The organism is Luteimonas terrae (assembly GCF_004358165.1).
Taxonomy (GTDB): domain Bacteria; phylum Pseudomonadota; class Gammaproteobacteria; order Xanthomonadales; family Xanthomonadaceae; genus Luteimonas; species Luteimonas terrae.
This window is the reverse complement of record NZ_SMTG01000002.1, coordinates 982,973-1,002,013: the sequence shown is the minus strand read 5'-3', so window position 1 is coordinate 1,002,013 and position 19,041 is coordinate 982,973. Positions and strand designations below refer to the sequence as shown.

Genomic DNA, 19,041 nt, shown 5'->3' with positions numbered 1-19,041 from the left:
GGGATGCGCGCCGGATTACTCGGCGATCACCTTGCCGGCAAGATCGTTGACCAGGGCATCGGCGATCAGCTGCGTCTGCTCGGCGACGTGGTCGTTGAAATGACCGACGGCGGGCGAGGGCGAGCGCGAACGGCCGGCGTAGTGCACCGACTGCTTCGCACCCGAGCAGTATTCGAGGTGATGCTTGATCTGGTACCACGCGCCCTGGTTCTGCGGCTCTTCCTGGCACCACACGACTTCGGTGGCCTTGGGGAAGCGCTTGAGCTCGGCGGTCAGCAGTTCGCGCGGGAACGGATAGAGCTGTTCCACGCGGACCAGCGCGACGTTGTCGAGACCCTGCTTGCGCGCCTCTTCCAGCAGGTCGTAGTAGACCTTGCCCGAACAGGCGACGACGCGCGTGACCTTCTTCGGATCGGCGTCGTGGTCCGGAATCAGATGCTGGAACTCGCCGTTGGCCAGTTCCTCGAGCGTCGAGACGGCCAGCTTGTGGCGCAGCAGCGACTTCGGTGTCATGACGACCAGCGGCTTGCGCGTGGTCATGCACAGCTGGCGGCGGATCATGTGGAAGGCCTGCGCCGGGGTCGTGGGCACGCAGACCATCATGTTGTCGAGCGCGCACAGCTGCAGGAAGCGCTCCAGACGCGCCGAGCTGTGCTCGGGACCCTGGCCTTCGTAGCCGTGCGGCAGGAACAGCGCCAGACCGCAGAGGCGCTCCCACTTGGCTTCGCCCGACGACAGGAACTGGTCGATGACCACCTGGGCGCCGTTGGCGAAGTCGCCGAACTGGCCTTCCCAGATGCACAGCGTGCCCGGCTCCGACGACGCGTAGCCGTACTCGAACGCCATGACCGCTTCTTCGCTGAGCAGCGAGTCGATGATCGTCGCGTCTTCCGGGTTCTGCACCAGCTCGCGCAGCGGCATGTAGGTGCCGCCGCTCTTCTGGTCGTGCAGCACCGCGTGGCGGTGGAAGAAGGTGCCGCGGCCCGAATCCTGGCCGACCAGGCGCAGGCGGTTGCCCGCGTCGAGCAGCGTGGCGTAGGCGAGGTTCTCGGCGAAGCCCCAGTCGCCCGGCTGCTCGCCGGTGGCCATCTTGCGACGGTCGTCGTAGATCTTGGCCACGCGGGCCTGCAGTGCCAGCGACTCGGGCAGGGTGGTGATCTGCGTGGCCAGCGCTTTCAGCTTGTCGACCGACACCGTGGTGTCGAGCGTGTCGCTCAGGCGGCCCTTGAGATACGGGTCCCAGTCGATCGTCAGTTCGTAGTCGGCCGGCTTGGCGTCGGCCAGTTCTACCGTGACCTCGCCCGCGTCGAGCTTGTCGCGGTAGCCGTCGACGATGGCCTTGGCGGCGTCCTCGGTGAGCACGCCTTCCGACACCAGCTGCGCGGTGTACAGCTCGCGCGGGGTCTTGTGCTTGCGAATCACCTGGTACATCAGCGGCTGCGTCGCCGCCGGTTCGTCGGCCTCGTTGTGGCCGTGGCGGCGGTAGCAGACCAGGTCGATGACGACGTCCTTGCCGAACTGCTGGCGGAAGTCGTAGGCGAGCTCCGCGCAGAACACGACCGCTTCCGGGTCGTCGGCGTTCACGTGCAGGATCGGCGCGCCGACCATCTTGGCCACGTCGGTGCAGTAGAGCGTGGAGCGCGAGTCTTCCAGGTTGCTGGTGGTGAAGCCGACCTGGTTGTTGATGACCACGTGCACCGTGCCGCCGACCGCGAAACCGCGGGCCTGCGACATCTGGAACAGCTCCATGTTGACGCCCTGACCGGCGAAGGCCGCGTCGCCGTGCAGCAGCACCGGCAGCACCAGCTTGCGCTCGGCGTCGCGACGGCGGTGCTGGCGCGAACGCACGCTGCCGGCGACCACCGGGTTGACGATTTCCAGGTGCGACGGGTTGAACGCCAGCGCCAGATGCACCGAGCCGCCCGGGGTCGCGAGATCGGCCGAGAAGCCCATGTGGTACTTCACGTCGCCGGTGTGGGCGCGATCGTCGTCGTGGTGGTCGAACTTGCCTTCGAACTCGTCGAAGAGCTTGCGCGGATTCTTGCCGAGCGTGTTGACGAGCACGTTGAGGCGGCCGCGGTGGGCCATGCCGATCACGATGTCCTTGACGCCTTCCTTGCCGGCGCGCTGGATCACGCTGTCGAGCAGCGGAATCAGGGCATCGCCGCCTTCGAGCGAGAAGCGCTTCTGGCCGACGTACTTGGTGTGCAGGTAGCGCTCGAGACCTTCGGCCGCGGTCAGCCGCTCGAGGATGCGCTTCTTCTCCGACTCGCTGCGCGCGAACCGGCCGCCGGCATTCTCCAGGCGCTGGTAGAGCCAGCTGCGCTGTTCGAAGTCCGGGATGTGCATGAACTCCGCGCCGATCTGGCTGGAGTAGGTTGTCTTGAGCAGCGCGAGCAGGTCACGCAGCTTCATGCGCGGCTGGCCGCCGACGCCGCCGGTGCTGAACTCGTCGTCGAGGTCGGCATCGGTGAGCTGGTGGAAGGGCAGGCCCAGATCCGGCGGGTTCATCGGCGGCGACAGATCCAGCGGATCGAGCTTCGCCCCGAGATGGCCACGCGAGCGGTAGGCGGTGATCAGGCGGCCGACGTGGCGCTCGCGCTCGTCGCCTGCAGCGCCAGTACCACCGGCCTGGACCACGCCGCGTGCAGCCTGGCGTCCGGCTTCGGCCACGGCCGACAGCACCGCAGAGTGCGGCACGTCACCGGCCTCGCGGCCCTTGAAGGTATCGAACCACCGTTTCCAGTCCGTCCCGACGCTGTCGGGATCGACGAGATACTGCTCGTACAGGTCTTCGATAAAGGCGGCATTGGCGCCGAACTGGGAGGACTGCGCAAACTGCTTCAGGAGACTGTCCACGTCGGGTGATTCGGACTCTTTGGGGAAGGGGCTGGGCCGGACCCGGAGCTCGTCACGAAAAACGGGCCGGATCGGGCGCGAAAACGACGTCGGGCAGTATACGCGCCTCGTTCGCCGCGATGCACCATGACCAAGGGCGATGCGCGGGAATGGTGCATCCCGCGATGCGTGCAGGGCGTGAGTCGGACGCGGTCGCGCGCCTCAGATGCCGAGTGCGCGGAACTCGCTGCAGACACGTGAACGTTCCCATACCGGCGCGAACTGCTGCTGCAGCTGACGCGCGCGTCCGGGCAGGTCGGTGGCGGCGTCGCCGTCCATCCGCGTGCCGAGTGTGCGCACGTGGAACCCACCCGCATCGTTGACCAGGAACGCGCCGGCGAACTCGCGATCCACCGGGTCTTCGACGGCGCGGAACGCGAGTGCGCTGGGCAGACGCTGCGCGAGCGCCAGCAGCGGCGATCCGCGGCGCTGCACCGTGGCCGGGTCGTGCAGCAGCATCTGCACGCTGGCGCCGCGGGTGCCGGTGACGAAGCGGCGCAGTGCGGCCAGCACGTCGGGATGGTCGTACAGGCCCGGATCGAGGTCGCGGCTGCGAAGGGCGATCGTGCGACGTGCCGAGGCGATGATGGTCACGGTGGCATCGACCGCGGTGTCGGCATCCTCGACCGCGAAGGCGGCGCCGGCGTGGCGGCGCATCGTGCGATGCGCAATGCCGGCCTCGTCGAACTGCGGCCCCTCGGCCACGAAGCCCGCGCGGGCGTAGAGCCCCATCGCCGGCAACTGCGCGTGCAACCAGGTGCTGCGCAGGCCGCGTTCGCGCGCGTCGTCGAGCAGGGTCTGCAGCATCGCCTCGCCGACACCGCGGCCGCGCCAGTCGGCCAGCACGGCCATGCGTCCGATCCGGCCATCGGGCGCGATCCGGCCGGCGCCGATCGGCGTGCCGTCGGGTCCGGTGGCGAGGACGTGGCGGCTCAGCACGTCGAGCGCATCGCGTTCGATGTCGGGCGACACGCCCTGTTCGTCGACGAACACCGCCGTGCGCACCGCGTGCGCGGCATCGCGGGCCGCGCCGTCGACGACCATGCGGACCACGAACGGCGCGCCGGCGCTCATGCGTCCGCGTCGGCGTCGAGCACCGTGTAGTGGCCCTGCGCCAGCAGTTCAAGGACGGCGTCGCGTCCGCTGCCCGACAGCGCCGCGTAAGCAAGGCCGTCGAGGCGCGGCTCGGCAGCCAGGGTGCGGGCATCACGCAGCGGCAGCGGCCACGCGGTCCCCGACGCGAACAGGCGCGCGCCGTTCTGCGCGCGGCGCCAGGCCATGCGGGTGAAGGGATTGCGCTGCAGCACGGCCTGGTCCTGCGACAGCAGCCATTCCAGCTCGATGCGTGGCGGCGGCTCGCCGCCGGCGACGACCTGCTGCGCATTGCGGTAGCCGGTGATGAAGCTGCCGAACCAGTCGCCGAGCCGGTCGGGATCGTTCATGCGCATCACGTTGAGCGCCTCGACCACGCGCGCCATCGCGTCGGCATCGATCTCGTTGGGATCGTCCTGCGGCGCGAGATTGCCGTCGTGGTAGCGGATCGACTCGTCGGCCTCGGCGGCCAGCGTATCGATGTAGTCGCCCATCAGCTCGGCCACCGACGGCGCGCGCATGCCGACCGAGAACGTCAGGCAGGGATCTTCGGCCACGCCGTGATGCGGGACCATCGGCGGCAGATAGAGCATGTCGCCGGGGCCGAGCACCCACTCGTGGGTCGGGTCGAACGTGCGCAGGAGCTTGAGCTCGACATCGTCGCGGAAGTCCTGCGACGGCACGCCAAGGCCCATCGCATCGGACGCGTCGATCTGCCAGCGGCGATGCCCCTGGCCCTGCAGCAGGAACACGTCGTACTGGTCGACGTGCGCACCGACCGAGCCGCCGGTCGCGGCGAAACTGACCATGACGTCGTCGATGCGCCAGCGCGGCAGGAAGTCAAAATGCGGCAGCAGCGCGGCGACGTCGGCATCCCACTTGTCGACGTCCTGCACCAGCAGCGTCCAGTCGCGGTCGCCGAGGCCCGGGAACAGGTCCTCGTCGAAGGGGCCGGTCTCGACCTGCCAGCCGTCACGGCTGCGGTCGTGGCGGATCAGTCGCGACAGCGCGATCTCCTCGCAGGCCAGGCCCGCGAGGTCCTCGGGCTGCAGCGGACTCTCGAAGTCCGCAAACGCATTGCGGATCAGCAGCGGGCGCTTCTGCCAGTAATCGCGCAGGAATTGCGCGGCCGGCATGCCGAGCGGACCGCCGGCCTTGCGGGCGTCGATTTCGAAGGGAAGGGGGGCTTTGCTCATGGGGCGGGAGGGTAGCGGAAAATGTGCTGTCCGGCCGGCCTGCATCAGAGTCCGTCATCTCGGCGGCCTTCAGTGGACGCACGTCCGGTCAGGCCGGGATCCAGCGTCTTTCGCTGGGATAGGCGTGGCTGCATGGAAGCCACTGGATCCCGGCGTTCGCCGGGATGACGGAACCATTGCCGTCGCCCCAGCGGACGCTGGGGCCCATTTTGATCTGGCTTGTAACGCGCGCAAGTCCGTCGCGAAAATGGGTGACCAGTCGTTCGGGTGCTGAAAAGCGCTTCCAGCTTGACCGGACATGCGTCCGTTGAAAGCCGCTGGGACGACGAGCAGATATCGTCAGCCCTGTTGCCCCGTCGCAATCGCGTCATACCCACGTGCACTGAACTCGAGCAGACACCAGCCGTGGCCGAAGGGGTCGGCCAGATGCACGATCCGCCCGTAGGTCTCGTCGCGGATCGCGCCCTCCTGCACCGCGCCCGCATGCAGGGCCGTGGCGAGTGCCGCGTCCACATCGTCCACCACCACGTCCAGATGCAGCGGCATCCAGTGTCGCGTGTAGTCGCGAGGCGCGCTGCCCGCGCCGATGGTGCCGGTCGCCTTGCGCAGCACGTACAGCGGCGCAGAGGCGCCCAGCAGTTCGATGGCGGCGTCGCCGAAGCGCCTCGCCGGCGTCAGGCCGAAGGCGGCGGCATAAAAGGCCGCCGCGCGATCGGGATCGTCGACGTCGATGTTGAGCAGGATGCGCACGGCCTGTCCGCTCACAGGACCCGGTTGCCGGTGCCCGAATCCTCGACCGCAGGCGCGTTGTCGGGATTGACCGTGTTCGACGCGCCGCGGAGCGTCACGCGTTCGATGCCACGCGCGAGCACCAGGTTGCGGTCACCGGATACGTCGAGCGTGCCGACGTCGGTGAGGTTGAGCGTGTTGTCGGTGCCGCGCACGTCGACGCTCTCCACCCGGCTGTTGAGCACCGTGACCTGGCTGCCCTCGACGCGCACCGAGGTCGCGCGGTCCACATTGACGGCGCCGTTGGACGCGGTGATGACGATGGCACCGCACGTGCCCTCGAGCACCAGCTCGAATCCGTCGCGGGTGATGGCCACGTCCTGCCCATCGCAGCGCGCACCGCTGGCCGGATCGATCAGCGTGCCGGAGGTCGCGGGGACTGGCGCAGCGGCGTCGGGGACAACTGGCGCGGACGGCGCCGGCGTGGCGGACTCGTCCCGGCTGCAGCCGGACGCGCACAGGAGGGCGATGCACAGTACTGGCAGAACGGAACGCATGGCGGCCTCGTGGCGTGGGAACGCCGCCATCCTGGGGGCGCGATCGTTCAGGCCGTGTCGCGCCCTGGCGCGTGCCTCAGACGGCGCGGGCGAGCTGCTCGGCCAGGCCGGTGTAGCTGCCCGGCACCAGCTCGCGCAGGCGCGCCTTGTCGGCGGCCGGCAGGTCGAGACCGTCGACGAAGCTGCGCATCGAGTCGGCGGTGATGCCCTGGCCGCGGGTCAGCGCCTTGAGCTGCTCGTAGGGGTTCGGCAGGCCGTGCCGGCGCATCACCGTCTGCACGGCCTCGGCCAGCACTTCCCACGACGCGTCGAGATCGGCGGCCAGGCGCTCGGGATTGACGCTGAGCTTGGCGAGGCCGCGCTGCAGCGCGTCGAGCGAGATCATCGTGTGGCCGAACGCGGTGCCCAGCGCACGCAGCACGGTGGAATCGGTCAGGTCGCGCTGCCAGCGGCTGACCGGCAGCTTGGCGGCGAAGTGCTCGAACAGCGCGTTGGCGATGCCGAAATTGCCTTCGGCGTTCTCGAAGTCGATCGGGTTGACCTTGTGCGGCATCGTCGAGCTGCCGACTTCGCCTTCTTTGAGCGCCTGCTTGAAATAGCCCAGCGAGATGTAGCCCCAGATGTCGCGGCACAGGTCGATGCCGATCGTGTTGACGCGCTTCTGCACGTCGCTGAACTCGGCCACGCAGTCGTGCGGCTCGATCTGGGTGGTGTAGGGGTTGAACACGATGCCCAGCGATTCGACGAAGCGCTGCGAGAACGCCGGCCAGTCGACATCGGGATAGGACACGACGTGCGCGTTGTAGTTGCCGACCGCGCCGTTGATCTTGCCGGTCAGGGCGACATCCCACAGCAGTTCGGCCTGGCGCTGCAGGCGCGCGACCACGTTCGCCAGTTCCTTGCCGACCGTCGACGGCGACGCGGTCTGCCCGTGCGTGCGCGACAGCAGCGGCAGCGCGGCGTGCGCATGCGCCATCGTGCGGAGCGTGCCGATCAGCGTGTCCAGCGCCGGCAGCAGCACATTCTGGCGCGCCTCCGACAGCATCAGCGCGTAGGACAGGTTGTTGATGTCCTCGCTGGTGCAGGCGAAGTGCACGAACTCCAGCGAAGCTGCCAGCGACGCGTCATCCTTCAACTGTTCCTTGATGAAGTACTCGACCGCCTTGACGTCGTGATTGGTGGTGCGCTCGATCTGCTTGACGCGCGCGGCATCGGCGACCGAGAAGTCCTCGGCCAGCGCCTTCAGACGTGTACGCTGCGTGTCATCGAAGGCCGGCAGCTCGGCGATGCCCGGCTCGTCGCCCAGCGCGATCAGCCATTCGATCTCCACGCGCACACGGGCGCGGATCAGGCCGTACTCGGAGAAGATCGGGCGCAGCGCATCGACCTTGTTGGCGTAGCGGCCGTCGAGCGGCGACAGGGCGAGCAGGGCGGCTTCGGTCTTCTGGGTCTCGGACATGGGGATCTGCGGTGCGGCGGGCGAAGCGGCCATTTTAGCCTGCGCCCGCCTCGCGTATCCTGCTCCGCACGACGCCAGCGCCTGTCGCCAGCCGGATCTTCCCCCGTCCCGCCGTCGTTCCAACGCGCCACGCACACGGCCCGAGCCGGAAGATCACGTCATCGACGCCCCGCGTCCGCGGGCCGCGTCTTCCCCGATTTTCCGGAGCCGGTCACATGAGCAAGCTTCCGAACGCCGCGGCGTTCCGTACCGAACACGACAGCATGGGCGAACTGCAGGTGCCCGCCGACGCCCTGTGGGGCGCCCAGACCCAGCGCGCCGTGCAGAACTTCCCGATTTCCGGCCGTGCCATGCCGCGCGGCTTCATCCGGGCGCTGGGCCTGGTCAAGGCTGCCGCCGCGGAGGTCAATGCGGGCCTGGGCCTGCTGCCGGAGAAGGCCGGCAAGGCGATCCGCACCGCCGCGCTCGAAGTGGCAGAAGGCACGCACGATGCGCAGTTCCCGGTCGACATCTACCAGACCGGTTCGGGCACCTCGTCGAACATGAACGCCAACGAGGTCATCGCGACGCTGGCCTCGAACGCGCGCCAGAAGATCCATCCCAACGATCACGTCAATCTCGGCCAGAGTTCCAACGACGTCGTGCCGACCGCGATCCGCGTGTCCGCGCAGCTGGCCGTGGTCGAGGATCTGCTGCCCGCCCTCAAGCATCTGCGCCGCACGATCGACAAGCGCGGGCGTTCGCTCGGTAAGGTGGTCAAGACCGGCCGCACGCATCTGATGGATGCGATGCCGCTGACCTTCGCCCAGGAGTTCGGCGCGTGGTCCTCGCAGCTCGCATCGGCCGAAGCCCGCCTGACCGACACGCTCAAGCGCCTGCGGCGTCTGCCGATCGGCGGCACCGCCATCGGCACGGGCATCAACGCGCATCCGCAGTTCGGCAAGAAGGTCGCGCGTGCGCTGTCGACACTGACGCGCACCAGCTTCGATTCGGCCGAAGACAAGTTCGAGGGCATCGCCACCCAGGACGACGCGGTCGAACTGTCGGGTCAGCTCAACGCGCTGGCCGTCGCGCTGATCAAGATCGCCAACGATCTGCGCTGGATGAACTCCGGACCGCTCGGCGGCCTGGGCGAGATCGAACTGCCGGCGCTGCAGCCGGGCAGCTCGATCATGCCGGGCAAGGTCAATCCGGTGATTCCAGAGGCGACGGTCATGGTCGCCGCGCAGGTCATCGGCCACCACGCGGCGATTACCGTCGCTGGGCAGACCGGCAACTTCCAGCTCAACGTCGCGCTGCCGCTGATCGCGGCGAACCTGCTCGAATCGATCCAGCTGCTGTCGAACGTCAGCCGCCTGCTGGCCGACGACGCCATCGCCGGATTGAAGGTGCGTCGCGACAACATCGATGCCGCGCTGTCGCGCAACCCGATCCTGGTCACCGCACTCAACCCGATCATCGGATACGAGAAGGCGGCCGCGATCGCCAAGCGGGCCTACAAGGAGCAGCGGCCGGTGCTGGATGTCGCGCTGGAGGACAGCGGGCTATCGCAGGCGGAACTGGAGACGCTGCTCGACCCGGCCGAACTGACGCGCGGCGGTATCCATGAAGGCGCGGGCGGCGGCGGTTGAGACCTTGACCTGCAGGGCGGGCATCGCGACGCGCCCGCCGTCCGGTCCACGAGTGCGGCGTCAACGCGACGCCCGCCAGGCGTGCCGGCTGGTCTCCGGCACGCAGGGGCCTCAGTCTGCTGTCGGCGGCGCGGGATCCGCGTCCGCGGCGGCATCGGCTTCGCCGGCAGCGTCTTCCCGATGGACGACGGTGTCCTTGCGGCAGTCGGTGACGTCGCCGGCGTCCATCGTCGCGTAGGGCTGGAAGGCGGGCAGCGCGGCCGCCAGCGCATTCTGCGAGGCGAGTAGCGGCGGCAGGTGGTCGCACAGCTGGTCGGCATCGGCCTCGATCTTCGCGGCCTCGGCCTGCATGCGCTGTTCGAACTCGTCGGTCTTGCCGCTCAGCGCGCTGGCGATGGCGCCCTTGGCGGCCTGGGCGCCGAGCTGCGCGCCTTGGATGCCGATCCGGATGCCGGCCTGCGCGATCGCGATGATGTTGGTGCGATGGGCCAGCAGCAGCTGCCGCTGGGTCGCATCGATCTCCACCGCGGTGCCGCCGACGAGGAAGTCGCCGGTGGGGCTGATCTCGGCCTTGGGCAGACCCGCGGTTCGGCTGTCGTCGCCGCCGAAGCGAAAACCATTGATGTCCAAACCGCCGCTGCGGGTGCCGCCGACGCTGATGTTTTTCTGCGCCAGGTCGCGTTGCGCGGTGTCGAGTGCGCGCCGGGTGGTGCGCGCCACGAAGCCTTCGTCTTCGGGCGCATCGACCGCCGCATCGGTATCGCCTGCCGCAGGCGCGGCGTCGCGGCCGCAGCCGGTCAGCACACCCGTGCAGGCCAGCAGCAGGGCCAGCAGCAGCACGTGGGACGAAAGAATCTTCATGGTCGCAATCCGGTTGGGAGTGGGATTCAGCGCCGGCGCGGCAGGTTCACGGTGCCGCGCACGTCGCGGTGGGAGATGTCGCCGCTGCCCTTGGAGGACACGGTCAGGTCGCCGCCGACGCCGCGCACGTCGATGTCGCCCGAACCGATCGAGTCGACCTGCACGCTGCCGGTGACATCGCGCAGTTCCACGTCGCCCGAGCCGACGCTGCCGATACGGACATCGCCGCCGCCGCGTTCGAGCTTGAAGTCGCCCGAGCCGATGCTGCCGACTTCGACGGGGCCGCGGACACCGCGCGCTTCGACGTCGCCCGAGCCGATCGACAGCACCTTCAGCTCGCCGGCTTCGTCGATGTTGACGTCGCCCGAGCCGACCTTGGCCGTCACGCGCCCGGCAATGCGCCGCACGTCGGCATCACCAGAGCCGACATCCGCGCTGGCCGCGGCGACGCCGGTCACCCAGGCATCGCCGGACCCGACGACCGCCTGCACCAGCACGTTCGCCGGCACCTGGCCGGTCAGGTCGAGGTACGCGTACTGGTTGCCCATCCACCCGGTCACGTTGCGTTCGCGGCGCATCGTGACGTGCAGGGTGTCGCCCTCGCGCTTTTGGTCGAGCACCAGCGCGGCCAGTGCCGATTCGTTCGACGCGCAGGCGCGACCGCGCAGGGTCGCGTCGGGCTGCGCGGCCCCGTCGACGCGGAGCTTGCTGTTGCCGATGTCGAAGCGGACCGTGCGGATGCCCTCGAGCTGCAGCGCGAGCTCACGCGGCTGGCTGTGGCGACATTGCGGGCCGTCCTGCGCAGCGGCTGCGAGCGGCAGGGCGGTGAGGGCGGCGAGTACGACGACGAGCGGGACACGGAACGCGGCAGACGGCATCTCGGAATCTCCTTGGGCGGCGTGACGGGCAGGCCCCGTCACGTGGCGGACTGTCGAACGGAACCGCTTGGATCATCCGGTCCTGCGCGCGATGCGCAAGGGCCGGATGGGATGCCTCAGAGCCGGGCGAATTCCCGGTTGACCTCGCGGATGCAGCGCGCGCCGTCCTGGGCTTCCAGCCGCGCGTAGGGACGGAACTCGGGGAGGTCGGCGGCGAGCTGCTGCTGCGAGACGTGCAAGGCCGGCATGGCCTCGCAGATCTTCGCCACGCCCGGACCGACGCTGTCACGCACGGTCCGCTTGATCTGGCGCTGCATGCTGCCCGTCAGCGAGCCGACCAGCAGCGAGAACATGCCGCGATCCACCGAGTCCACCGCCGCCAGTGCCGCGACCTCGCCGATGTCGATGCCGGCCTGCGCCACCGCGATGACCTGGCCGCGGTAGGCCAGCAGCTGCCGGCGCTGTTCGGCGTTGATCGCGACCGCCTTGCCATCGATCAGGAAATCCCCGCGCGGGGTGATTTCCGCCTTGGGCAGGTTGCGGTCGGCGCCGGACTTGCGTCGGCCGTCGCCGTTGAACTGCAGGCTGTTGCCGACGTCGAGGTTCCCGGTGTCGAGTTCGGCGCGGGCCTTGGCGAGATCGTCGCGGATCTCCTGGCGGGCCTCTTCCATGTCGCGGCGGATCTCGGCGCGGACGCCGGCGTCGTCGGACGCGGCCGACCAGGCGAAGCCGGGCAGGCACAGCAGGGTGGCGAGCACAGCGGGTGCGAATTTCATCCTGACTTCTCCTGTTCGGGGTGCGCTTGGACTCAGCCTTCTTCGCGCCAGCGGCGCAGGCGGATGGCGATGACGATCATCACGATGCCGGCGACGATGCCGATCCACATCGCGGGCTCGGCGAAGTTGCTCCACGTGCCCTGGATTGAAAACATCTCGCTGGCCGTGCCACCACCGGCCTGGATGTAGTCGATGTCGCGCGGCGTCACCGGTACGGTGCCCAGCAGCATCCGCGCCACGACGTTGCCCCACAGCCAGTGACGCTCCAGCCCGAACACCTGCAGCAGACCGGTCATCGATGTCGCGATGCCCAGTGCCAGCGGAATCAGGAGAGCCCACAGGAACGGCTTGCTCTTGGCCCAGGCCGAGCACAGCAGCAGCCAGCCGAGGGTCGGCATCATCCACGCGGCGTAGACCGGGATCGCGGCGAGGAACTGCGCGGCCAGCAGGAACACCGCGCCGTTGCTCCACAACAGCGGGAACGGGTTGGCACCATGGGCCGCGACCGCGATGCTCAGGGCCACCAGGAAGACCAGCATCGTGACGATGGCCATCAGGGTCGCGATCAGCGGAATCACCAGCATCACGGTGACGACCTTCGACAGCACCGTCGCCGTGTCGGACACCGGCAGCGACTTCCAGAACAGCACGCTGCGGTCCCTGCGGTCGTCGTACAGCGCGCCCAGGCAGTAGAAGAACGCGACGAAGATCATCACGAAGAACGGCCAGAGCGACGACAGCGCGAGAGTGATCGTGAGCCCTTCGGACAGCTGGTGCAGATCGTCGCCGCTCAGCTGCTGCACCAGCGCGCCCAGATCCATGCCGTTGATCGTGACGCCGTTGGCCTGGATCAGATGGCCGTCGGCAACCGCCTTGTGTGCGGTCCAGATGCCGACGATCAGCAGGCCGATCGACAGCAGCGACGACACCGCGCCAGCGATGAGCGGCGCCCAGAACATGCCGCCGCGATGCTCCCAGTACTCGCGCCGCAGCAGCAGGCGGAAGCGGTGCGTGGCATGCGGCGCCGTGCGTGCGGCCACCGGAGTGCTCACGGATTCGACGGAGGCATTCATGCGTAGGCTCCTTTCATCGTGGCCACGAACAGGTCGGCCAGGCCCGGCGTGCGGGTTTCGCCGAACGCCGACAGGGTGGTGACGGGGACGTTGTCGAACAGCATGACGGTCTTGCCGAAGGGCAGGGCGCGTTCGTCGATCGGACGGTGGGCGCGGGCGGCCTCGAGCTGGTCGGCGTTGACCAGCACTTCGACGAACCGCTCGCCGACATCGTCCATCGGCGCGTCCAGCACGATCTTGCCGTTCTGGATGAACAGCACGTCGGTCAGGATGTGCTCGATCTCCTCGACCTGGTGCGTGGTGACGATGATGGTCTTCTGCTCGTCGAAGTAGTCCTCCAGCAGGCGCTGGTAGAACTGCTTGCGGTAGAGGATGTCCAGGCCCAGCGTGGGCTCGTCGAGCACCAGCAGCTTCGCGTCGATCGCCATCACCAGGGCCAGGTGCAGCTGCACGATCATGCCCTTGGACATCTCGCGCACGCGCTGCTTGGGGCCGAGCTTGGTGTTGGCCAGGAAGCGCTCGCAGCGGGCGCGGTCGAAGCGGGGGTGCACGCCTTCGACGAAATCGATCGCGTCACGCACGCGCATCCAGCGCGGCAGCACCGCCACGTCGGCGATGAAGCAGACATCGTTCATCAGCGCGTCGCGCTCGGTGCGCGGGTCGCGGCCCAGCACCGACATCTCGCCGTCGAAGCGGATCAGGCCCAGCAGCGCCTTGAGCGCGGTGGTCTTGCCGGCGCCGTTGGGGCCGATCAGGCCGACGATGCGGCCGGCGGGGATCTGGAAGCTGGTGCCGTCGAGCGCGCGCGCGCCCTTGTAGATCTTGGAGAGATTGCGCGCGGTGATCACCGGTGCGTCTGGGACGGCGTTCATTCGTTGGCTCCATTGCCGATGGACTGCAGCAGATCCCGGGCCGACAGCCCCAGGCGTTCGATCCGTTCGACCACCTGTGGCCACTCGTCGCTCAGGAAACGCTCGCGTTCGCTGCTGCGCAGCTTCTTGGACGCTTCCTCGGTGACGAACATGCCCAGGCCGCGGCGCTTCTCCACCAGCGCCTCGTCGGCGAGTTCCTGGTAGGCGCGGGACACGGTGATCGGGTTGAGCTGGTAGTCGGCCGCCACCTGGCGCACCGAGGGCAGCGCGTCGCCGGGCTTGAGGACGCCGTCGAGCATCATCGCGATGACGCGTTCCTTCAGCTGGCGGTAGATGGGAGCGCCGTCGCTCCATTCGATGTTGGCCATGGCCTCAGCTCCTTCCACCAGCGCCCCGCGCGAACGAGAAGTACGGCAGGGCGAAGCCGCTGCGGGCACGCCGGGCGCGGGGGCGCGGTGCCTCTGTGGTGTCGAGATCGGACGTGGTCGCCGCGCGCTGGACCTGCGCCGGTGCCTTTGCGGCCGCGGCGGGCACTGCCAGCGCGGCGTCGACAGACGCCCCGGCCTGGCCGTTGGGACCGGCGAACAGCAGGCCGGCCGAGAGGGCCAGTGCCGCGGCGGTGCATGCGATGATCGGGGTTTGGAGCCTGCGGTTCATGAGGACCGTCCTGCTCTAGTGGGTAGGTGTTGTAGGTGACTATAACACCACCTCAGCAGGTGTCAACGCGTCGATCGAAAAATTTCCACCCAACTGATGGCAGGGGTCCGGCGGACCCACGAGGAGAGCGCAATGCGTGACACAGGCCTGTTGTCCCGGATGCACCGTCGCGCGCTGCTGGCGCTGGGGCTGTCGATGCTGGTCGGCGCGGTGGCTGCGCAGGGCCCGGCCGCGCAGTCCGGCGTGCTGGACCATTCGTTCCGTCAGCTGGCGGTGCCCGAGACCGTCGATCTGCGCCGTGCCTACGGCGGCGACGTGGTGCTGATCGTCAATACCGCCAGCAAGTGTGGTTTCACGCCGCAGTACGAAGCGCTCGAGGCGCTGCACGCGCGTCTGCGTCCGCGGGGTTTCGCGGTGCTGGGCTTTCCCTCGGGCGATTTCAAGGAACAGGAGTTCGACGACGAGGCGGCGATCCAGGAGTTCTGCACGCTGACCTACGGGGTGAAGTTCCCGATGTTCCAGAAGGTGCACGTGGTCGGGCCGGAGGCAACGCCGATGTACCGCCAGCTGGCAGAGGCCACCGGGCAGGCGCCGCAATGGAATTTCCACAAGTATCTGGTGGGGCGCGACGGCCGGGTGCTGGGGCAGTGGGGCAGCCGGGTCAAGCCGGACGATCCGCAGATCGTCGCCGCGATCGAGCGTGCGCTCGCCGCGCCCAGGCCGGCCACCCGCTGAAGGCGTCCGGCGGCGCGATTGCCCCGCCGCCACGGCGCCGCGACAATAGCCGGCTGATCGCCCGCGGACGGGCAGGAGAATCGCTTCGATGTTGATCCAGATGCGTGCAGTGGCGCTGGCCCTGTTGCTGGCACCGCTTGCACCGGTCGCGTTCGCCGCCGACGGCGCCGACAAGGACACGAGCAGCTACGTGGTGGGTCTGGACGTGGCCGCGCAACTCAAGCAGGTCGCGCCGGACATGGATCTGGCCGCGTTCGAGCGCGCGATTGCCGACGCGTTCGAAGGCAAGCCGCCGGCGCTGGAGCAGGCGCAGACGCAGCGCCTGGGGCAGGCGCTGGCCCAGCGGGTCGCCTCGCGCAGCGGTCGCCCGGTGCCCGGACTGCCGCCCGGCAGCGAGCCGCCGGCGGTCGACCGCGTGCAGGTCGGCCAGATGCTCGGCGCCGACGTGGGCCGTTCGCTGTCGGCGCTGCGCGGCGATCTCGCAATGCCGGCGCTGATGCGCGGTATCCGGGACACGCTCGACGGCAAGGCGCCGTCGCTGTCGGCCGACGAGATCGCCAGGGCGCGTCAGGCGATGATCGCCCAGGGCCAGGCACGCAGCGCGCGTGCGGCCGACGACAACCGCCAGGCCGGGGTCGCCTTCATGACCGCCAACCGCGGCAAGCCGGGCGTGTTCGCGACCGCGTCCGGCATCCAGTACCGCGTGGACAAGCAGGGTCAGGGCCCGCGTCCGCGCGCGACCGACCGCGTGCGCGTGCACTACAGGGGCACGCTGCTCGACGGCACCGAGTTCGACAGTTCCTACAGCCGCGGCGAACCCGCGGTCTTCGGCCTGGGCCAGGTCATCGCCGGCTGGACCGAAGGCATCCAGCTGATGCCCATCGGCGGCAAGTACCGGTTCTGGATTCCCGGAGAACTGGCCTACGGCGTGCGTGGCAGCCCGCCGAACATTCCGCCGAACTCCACGCTCGTGTTCGATGTCGAACTGATCGACATCCTCTGACCGTTGTCCGCTCACACCGCCCGCGCACCGCGCGGCCGGACCCCTGACCCCCTGTTCCGACCACTCATTTCGATTCCGGAGTTTTCCGCATGAAGAACACCAAGCGCCTCGCCATCGTCGGCCTCGTCGCCGTTCTGCCGCTGGCGATGATTGCCTGCAAGCCGATCGACAAGGAGACCGGCAAGCCCGCCGAAGGCGCCGCCGCCGACACCGCCGCTGCAGGCGAGGGCGGCGAGATCGCCGGCCTCAAGGGCGAGCGCGAGCAGGTCGCCTACATCATCGGCAACCAGATGGGCGAGCAGCTCAAGCAGATCAAGGACGAGATCGACGTCAAGACCCTGCAGCGCGCCATCGACGAGACCCTCAACGACAAGGCCGTCGAGATCACCGACGAGCAGGCCATGGCGGTGATGCAGAAGTTCGGCGAGCGCATGCAGGCCAAGCAGATGGCCGAGATGCAGGAGAAGGCCAAGACCAACGCCGCCGAGGCCGAGAAGTTCCTCGCTGAGAACGGCAAGCGCGAAGGCGTGACCACGACCGCGTCGGGTCTGCAGTACCGCGTGATCACCGAGGGCACCGGTCCCAAGCCCGGCCCGAACGACACCGTGCGTGTGCACTACAAGGGCACGCTGCTCAACGGCGAGACCTTCGACAGCTCGATCGATCGCGGCGAGCCGGCGCAGTTCGCGCTCAACCAGGTGGTGCCGGGCTGGCAGGAAGGCCTGCAGCTGATGAACGTCGGCAGCAAGTACGAGCTGTGGATCCCGGCCGCGCTGGGCTACGGCGAGATGGGCTCGGGCCCGATCGGACCGAACCAGATGCTGGTGTTCGAGGTCGAGCTGCAGGACATCGTCAAGTAAGAACGCATCGGCGCGCTGCCCGCGGGTGGCGCGCCGGTCGAACGGACGTGCAATGAACGACACCGGACACGACGCGCTCGAATCGCGCGTCACCGAACTGGAAATGCGCCTGTCTTTCCAGGAACAGACCATCGGCGAACTCAACGACGCGCTCACCCAGGCGCGGCTGGAACTGAGCGCCCAGACCGGTCTGCTGCGCCGGGTGATGGACGATCTGCGCCAGGCGCGCACCGTGCAGTTCCCCGACGCGTCGGAAGAGCCGCCACCCCCGCATTACTGAGATCCGCTGCGATGACCGATTCCCTCCGCGACCAGCTGCTCGGCCTCGGATTCAAGGCGCCGGCGCCCGCTGCGCCCAAGCCGCGTCGTGACGAGCGTCGTGGCCCGCGCGCCGACGACCGCCGCGGTCCCCGCAATGCCGACGCCAAGGGCGGCGCGCCGCGTGGCGACAACGCGCAGCGTCCGCAGGGCCGTCACGGCGGCGTGGCGCGCAACGACGGCAAGCCGCGTCCCAACGATCGCCGTGGCGCGCCGCAGGGCAAGCGTCCGCCGCAGGGCGACATCGATCTGGCCAAGGCCTTCGCCATCCGCGCCCAGCGCGAGAAGGACGAGCGCATCGAAGCCGAACGCGTCAAGCAGGAAGAGGCGCGTCTGCGCCGCGAAGCGCGCGCGAAGCTGGAGAGCTTTCTCGCCGGCAAGTCGCTCAACAAACCCGAGGCCGAGATCGCCCGTCATTTCGAATACGGCGGCAAGATCAAACGCATCCACGTCGACGCCGACCAGCTCAAGGCGCTCAACGCCGGCGAGCTGGGCGTGGTGCAGCTCAACGGTCGCTATCTGCTGGTGACGTCCGAGGTGATGAGCGAGGCCGAGACGATCTTCGCGCCGTCGGTCGCACTGCGCATCGATCCCTCCGCGCCAGCGGCGGACGATCCCTACAACGACCCGCAATACCAGGTCCCGGACGACCTCGTCTGGTGACCAGTGCCATGTCCGCGCGTGTGGTGCTGCGGGCGGCCGCGCTGACCACGCTCGCGTGCGTGGGCGCGCTCGCGCATGCGCAGGACGCGGCCGATGTCGAATTCGACCGGCCCGGCATCGGATTTTCGCCGTCGGTGCTGGCGCCCGGACAGGTCGCCTTCGAGCAGGGCCTGCCGGATGTCGCCTACGACGACAGCGACGGTGTGCGTACCACGCGCACCACCGCCGCGAGTCTGCTGCGCGTGGGGCTGGGCGCGGATCTCGAACTGCAGCTCGGCAGCGACAGCCGCGTGTGGGAACTCACGCGCAGCGCCGATGCACGCGACCGCGTGCAGGGCGGCGGCGACAGCAGCGTCGCGCTGAAGTGGGTGCTGCCCGGTTCCGACGACGACCTGCAATGGGCGCTGCTCGCGCGCCAGGGCGTGCTGACCGGCGCCGCGGACATCCGCGCCGGACGCGCCCAGCAGGATCTCGGCGTGAGCCTGGCCACCGGCGATCTCGCGTTCTACGTCAACGGCACGCGTGACGAGAACGGCACCGGGTGGACGCTCTCGCCGAGCTGGACGTATCTGTCGACCGATATCGTGGCGGCCTACGTCGAAGCGGGCCTGGGCACCGGCGCGCAGCGTTCGCGCGCGCTGGGCACCGGCATCACCTGGCGCGTCGCGCCTGCGGTGCAGCTGGATCTGTCGGTGCTGCGCGGTTTCGCCGCCGACGAGGACGACTGGACCGGCGGCTTCGGCGTGTCGTTCGTACTGCCCTGAGTGCTGCGTGGTGCGCGCC

Annotated in this window: 19 protein-coding genes and 1 pseudogene; 7 read left to right on the top strand and 13 right to left on the bottom strand. The window is 68.9% G+C overall.

What is annotated here, in order from left to right; genetic code table 11:
- Positions 1-15: 15 nt before the first annotated feature.
- The 6 genes and pseudogenes from E2F49_RS04825 to purB all read right to left on the bottom strand — a co-directional run bounded on the left by E2F49_RS04825 (position 16) and on the right by purB (position 7,931).
- On the bottom strand, positions 16-2,859 hold the full coding sequence (locus tag E2F49_RS04825; protein ID WP_133392824.1) for a 2-oxoglutarate dehydrogenase E1 component: 2,844 nt from the start codon (positions 2,857-2,859) through the stop codon (positions 16-18).
- 201 nt (positions 2,860-3,060) lie between these two features.
- Complete coding sequence (locus E2F49_RS04820; RefSeq protein WP_243713437.1) at positions 3,061-3,972, bottom strand: GNAT family N-acetyltransferase; 912 nt, start codon at positions 3,970-3,972, stop codon at positions 3,061-3,063.
- A gap of 2 nt (positions 3,973-3,974) precedes the next feature.
- Positions 3,975-5,186, bottom strand: a pseudogene (locus E2F49_RS04815) (JmjC domain-containing protein); the annotation flags it as partial.
- A gap of 339 nt (positions 5,187-5,525) precedes the next feature.
- Positions 5,526-5,936, bottom strand: a complete 411-nt coding sequence (locus tag E2F49_RS04810; RefSeq protein ID WP_133392822.1) for a VOC family protein — start codon at positions 5,934-5,936, stop codon at positions 5,526-5,528.
- An 11-nt stretch (positions 5,937-5,947) separates the two neighbouring features.
- Positions 5,948-6,472 (bottom strand): DUF3060 domain-containing protein, encoded by a 525-nt coding sequence (locus tag E2F49_RS04805; RefSeq protein ID WP_133392821.1) that lies wholly within the window; start codon positions 6,470-6,472, stop codon positions 5,948-5,950.
- 76 nt (positions 6,473-6,548) lie between these two features.
- Positions 6,549-7,931 carry an adenylosuccinate lyase gene (gene purB / locus E2F49_RS04800; RefSeq protein WP_133392820.1) on the bottom strand — a complete coding sequence of 461 codons (1,383 nt, stop codon included), beginning with the start codon at positions 7,929-7,931 and terminating at the stop codon, positions 6,549-6,551.
- Between the two features lie 215 nt (positions 7,932-8,146).
- Here purB and E2F49_RS04795 point away from each other — a divergent pair, with 215 nt between their 5' ends.
- On the top strand, positions 8,147-9,562 hold the full coding sequence (locus E2F49_RS04795) for a class II fumarate hydratase (protein WP_133392819.1): 1,416 nt from the start codon (positions 8,147-8,149) through the stop codon (positions 9,560-9,562).
- A gap of 111 nt (positions 9,563-9,673) precedes the next feature.
- Here the strand turns inward: E2F49_RS04795 and E2F49_RS04790 are convergent, their stop codons facing one another.
- The 7 genes from E2F49_RS04790 to E2F49_RS04760 all read right to left on the bottom strand — a co-directional run bounded on the left by E2F49_RS04790 (position 9,674) and on the right by E2F49_RS04760 (position 14,679).
- Positions 9,674-10,423, bottom strand: coding sequence for a hypothetical protein (locus tag E2F49_RS04790; RefSeq protein WP_133392818.1), 750 nt, complete (start codon positions 10,421-10,423; stop codon positions 9,674-9,676).
- A gap of 26 nt (positions 10,424-10,449) precedes the next feature.
- Positions 10,450-11,301, bottom strand: a complete 852-nt coding sequence (locus E2F49_RS04785) for a GIN domain-containing protein (protein ID WP_133392817.1) — start codon at positions 11,299-11,301, stop codon at positions 10,450-10,452.
- A 116-nt stretch (positions 11,302-11,417) separates the two neighbouring features.
- On the bottom strand, positions 11,418-12,077 hold the full coding sequence (locus E2F49_RS04780; protein ID WP_133392816.1) for a YggN family protein: 660 nt from the start codon (positions 12,075-12,077) through the stop codon (positions 11,418-11,420).
- A 32-nt stretch (positions 12,078-12,109) separates the two neighbouring features.
- Positions 12,110-13,036, bottom strand: a complete 927-nt coding sequence (locus E2F49_RS04775; protein ID WP_425481356.1) for a hypothetical protein — start codon at positions 13,034-13,036, stop codon at positions 12,110-12,112.
- Positions 13,037-13,146: 110 nt separating this feature from the next.
- Complete coding sequence (locus E2F49_RS04770; protein WP_133392815.1) at positions 13,147-14,022, bottom strand: ABC transporter ATP-binding protein; 876 nt, start codon at positions 14,020-14,022, stop codon at positions 13,147-13,149.
- Positions 14,019-14,390, bottom strand: coding sequence for a GntR family transcriptional regulator (locus E2F49_RS04765; protein ID WP_055248497.1), 372 nt, complete (start codon positions 14,388-14,390; stop codon positions 14,019-14,021). Before E2F49_RS04765 ends, E2F49_RS04770 begins: the two co-directional genes overlap by 4 nt.
- 4 nt (positions 14,391-14,394) lie before the next feature.
- Complete coding sequence (locus E2F49_RS04760; protein ID WP_133392814.1) at positions 14,395-14,679, bottom strand: hypothetical protein; 285 nt, start codon at positions 14,677-14,679, stop codon at positions 14,395-14,397.
- A 159-nt stretch (positions 14,680-14,838) separates the two neighbouring features.
- On the opposite strand from E2F49_RS04760, the gene E2F49_RS04755 reads away from it, so the two are divergent.
- The 6 genes from E2F49_RS04755 (at position 14,839) to E2F49_RS04730 (ending at position 19,022) form a co-directional block, all read left to right on the top strand.
- Positions 14,839-15,414 carry a glutathione peroxidase gene (locus E2F49_RS04755; protein WP_425481355.1) on the top strand — a complete coding sequence of 192 codons (576 nt, stop codon included), beginning with the start codon at positions 14,839-14,841 and terminating at the stop codon, positions 15,412-15,414.
- Between the two features lie 88 nt (positions 15,415-15,502).
- Positions 15,503-16,417, top strand: coding sequence for a BamJ family beta-barrel-assembly machinery protein (gene bamJ, locus E2F49_RS04750; protein WP_133392813.1), 915 nt, complete (start codon positions 15,503-15,505; stop codon positions 16,415-16,417).
- Between the two features lie 89 nt (positions 16,418-16,506).
- Positions 16,507-17,277, top strand: a complete 771-nt coding sequence (gene bamJ, locus E2F49_RS04745) for a BamJ family beta-barrel-assembly machinery protein (RefSeq protein ID WP_055248492.1) — start codon at positions 16,507-16,509, stop codon at positions 17,275-17,277.
- A 52-nt stretch (positions 17,278-17,329) separates the two neighbouring features.
- Positions 17,330-17,557 (top strand): SlyX family protein, encoded by a 228-nt coding sequence (locus E2F49_RS04740; RefSeq protein WP_133392812.1) that lies wholly within the window; start codon positions 17,330-17,332, stop codon positions 17,555-17,557.
- A gap of 11 nt (positions 17,558-17,568) precedes the next feature.
- A complete protein-coding gene (locus E2F49_RS04735; RefSeq protein WP_133392811.1) occupies positions 17,569-18,258 on the top strand; it encodes a DUF2058 domain-containing protein in 690 nt (229 codons plus the stop codon).
- The gene (locus tag E2F49_RS04730; protein ID WP_133392810.1) at positions 18,255-19,022 is read left to right on the top strand and encodes a transporter; all 768 of its coding nucleotides are present in this window, start codon (positions 18,255-18,257) and stop codon (positions 19,020-19,022) included. Before E2F49_RS04735 ends, E2F49_RS04730 begins: the two co-directional genes overlap by 4 nt.
- Positions 19,023-19,041: the final 19 nt, after the last annotated feature.